Source organism: Burkholderia sp. E168m23, from assembly GCF_016586125.1.
Taxonomy (GTDB): Bacteria; Pseudomonadota; Gammaproteobacteria; order Burkholderiales; family Burkholderiaceae; genus Burkholderia; species Burkholderia orbicola.
The window spans coordinates 1-2793 of the sequence record NZ_BCPP01000929.1; the positions used below are offsets into that span (position 1 = coordinate 1).

Annotated in this window: 2 protein-coding genes and 1 pseudogene; all 3 read left to right on the top strand. The window is 67.4% G+C overall.

The window, feature by feature from the left end; all coding sequences use genetic code 11:
* A partial coding sequence (locus JMF90_RS32110) for a transporter substrate-binding domain-containing protein (RefSeq protein ID WP_201325938.1) occupies positions 1–455 on the top strand: 455 nt, incomplete at its 5' end.
* A gap of 66 nt (positions 456–521) precedes the next feature.
* The gene (locus tag JMF90_RS32115) at positions 522–1766 is read left to right on the top strand and encodes an FAD-binding oxidoreductase (protein ID WP_201316758.1); all 1245 of its coding nucleotides are present in this window, start codon (positions 522–524) and stop codon (positions 1764–1766) included.
* A 511-nt stretch (positions 1767–2277) separates the two neighbouring features.
* A pseudogene (locus JMF90_RS32120) lies at positions 2278–2793 on the top strand (hypothetical protein); the annotation flags it as partial.

Sequence of the window (2793 nt, forward strand, 5' to 3'; positions counted from 1 at the left end):
ACGTGGTGCCGATCGTGATGGTCGCGAAGCGCGGCTCGCCGCTGAAACCCGACGTCGCGAGCCTGCGCGGCAAGCACGTCGGCGTGCTGCAGGGTTCGTCGCAGGAGGATTTCCTGAAGGCGCACTGGGCCAATGCGGGCGTGGCCGTGGTGTCGTACCAGGATCAGGACCAGATCTACGCCGATCTCGTCGCGGGGCGTCTCGACGCGGCCGTGCAGGAAGCGCAGACCGCGCAGGACGGATTCCTCGACAAGCCGGCCGGCCGCGACTACCAGATCGTCGGCGAGCCGCTGAAGGATCCGGCGACGCTCGGCGAAGGCACCGGCTTCGGGCTACGCAAGAACGACAAGGCGCTGCAGGCGAAGATCGTCGGCGCGCTCGACGCGCTGAAGAAGGACGGCACGCTGAGCGCGCTGTCGCAGAAGTATTTCAAGCGCGACATCATCGCGAAGTAAGCGCCGTCGCGTGCCGGCCGCGGGGCCGGCGCACCGCGCATCCATCTCGACACAGGGCGGGGAAGCATGGATTTCGACGTCATCGTTCTGGGGGCCGGCATCGTCGGCGTGTCGTCGGCGCTGCATCTGCAGGATCGCGGGCTGCGCGTCGCGCTCGTCGACCGGCGCGCGCCCGGCGAGGAAACCAGCCACGGCAATGCCGGGTTGATCGAGCGCTCGTCGGTCGTGCCGTATGCGTTTCCGCGCCGGCTCGGCACGTTGCTGCGCTATGCGCGCAACCGCTCGGTCGATCTTTATTGGGACTACCGCGCGCTGCCCGCGTATGCGGGCTGGCTCGCGCGCTTCTGGCGCGAATCGTCGCCGCGGCGGCTCGCGGCCGCCGCGCGCGACCTGCTGCCGCTCGTCGCGGCGAGCGTCGTCGAGCACGATGCGCTGCTCGCGCGCACCGACGCGCAGCCGCTCGTGCACGACGGCGGCTGGATCGAGGCGTTCCGTTCGCCCGCGCTGTTCGATGCGGAAGCGCGCGCGCAGCAGCGGGTGGCCGCCGCGCACGGGCTGCGGATGACCGTGCTCGACGCGCATGCGCTGCGTGCGCGCGAGCCCGGTATCGGCGACGCGTTCTGCGGCGCGTTCCACTGGCAGGACCCGAAGACCGTGTCGAGCCCGGGCGGGCTGACCAAGGCCTATGCGCGGCTGTTCGAGCGCGACGGCGGCACGTTCGTGCGCGGCGACGCGACGACGCTCGTGCAGGTCGACGACGGCTGGCAGGTCCGGACCGAGCACGGGCCGATCTCGGCGCGCTCGGCCGTGGTCGCGCTGGGCCCGTGGTCCGATCAGGTGTTCGCGCCGCTCGGCTACCGGATTCCGCTGCGCGCGAAGCGCGGCTATCACATGCACTACCGGCCGACGCGCACGCCGCTGAACGTGCCCGTGTGCGATACCGAGGCAGGCTTCGTCGTCGCGCCGATGGAGGGCGGCCGCCTGCGGCTCACGACGGGCGTCGAGATCGCGCTGCCCGACGCGCCGCCGACCGGCGTGCAGCTCGCGCGCGCCGAACCGCTGGCGCGTGACGCGTTCGGCATCGGCGAGCGGCTCGACCCGGAGCCGTGGCTCGGGATGCGGCCGTGCACGCCCGACATGCGCCCGGTGATCGGGCCGGCGTCGCGGCACCGTCATCTGTGGTTCGCGTTCGGCCATTGCCATCACGGGCTCACGCTGGGGCCCGTGACCGGCCGCCTGCTCGCCGAAATGATGACGGGCGCGCCGACCTATATCGATCCTCATCCGTACCGGCCTGCCCGCTTCGGCTGACCCTGCGGCGCGCAGATGCGGTTTCAGCCGCCGGCACGCGCCGGCGGCAATGCGCTTGCTTCACAGTTTTTCATTCTGCTATCAGGACTATCGAAATCCACGCAATCGTAAATGATCTGCGTAATCGATAAGAAAGAAAATCGCGCGATAAAATAAAATCAGAAAATTCGCGATTTATCAATGCATTTTCATATTTCTGAAATGCGTAATGGGCAGTCCGCTATGGCGGTATGGGGTCTCATCGTGCTCGCGTGTTTCGACGTTACGCGGAATGTACCGGAACACGTTACTACGGGGCTCGCAAACGTTACGTTACATCCGCGTTCCGGCGGCCTTTTTCATCAGACGATTCGGGCTCCGCAATTCAGGAATTTCGCCAGAAATCGATTAAAAAGCGTTATTGCCGATCATTAGGCAGACGAATCAATCCCGTTTTTGGAATTGGCACGCTTCGTGCAGTCCGTCCCCATGCTTTATCAACGTAGTGCCAACCGAGATGGGGAAAATAACGATGGGACAGAATTTTAAATTGACGGGTGTGGCGCTGTCGGTCGCGACGGTGTTCGGGGTGCTGGCTTCGGGTTCCGCGATGGCGGGGGCGCTCGACTCGCTCCCGATCCCGCAGGTGATCGTCAATCCGCCGACGAACAGCGTGTCGGTCGGACTGGTCGCGACGGGCACGTCGCCGCTGGGCTCGGTCACCGTGACGGCGGGAGGGTCGGGCGCGATCCAGACATCGCTCGGCGAGCCGGGGCAAGTGCTGTCGGGCGCCGTGGGGGCGGTGACCGGCGCACTCGGTGGTAGCGGCGGCACGGTGCAGCCGCTCGGGGCGGTGCAGGGCGTGGTGAATCAGGTGACGGGTGCGCTCGGTGGGGGCAACCCGGCTGGTGCGTTGACGGGAGCGCTGAACACGGCGACGGGGACGCTGAGCAATGCGCTCGGCACGGCAACGGGCGCACCGGGCGGCATCGGTGGCGGCGCGAACCCGTTGGCGCCGATTCAGGGTGTGGTGAATCAGGTAACGGGT

Excerpts from the sequence above, each read along its gene's own strand:
- JMF90_RS32115 (WP_201316758.1), top strand. The coding sequence starts at position 522 with ATGGATTTCGACGTCATCGTTCTGGGGGCCGGCATCGTCGGCGTGTCG.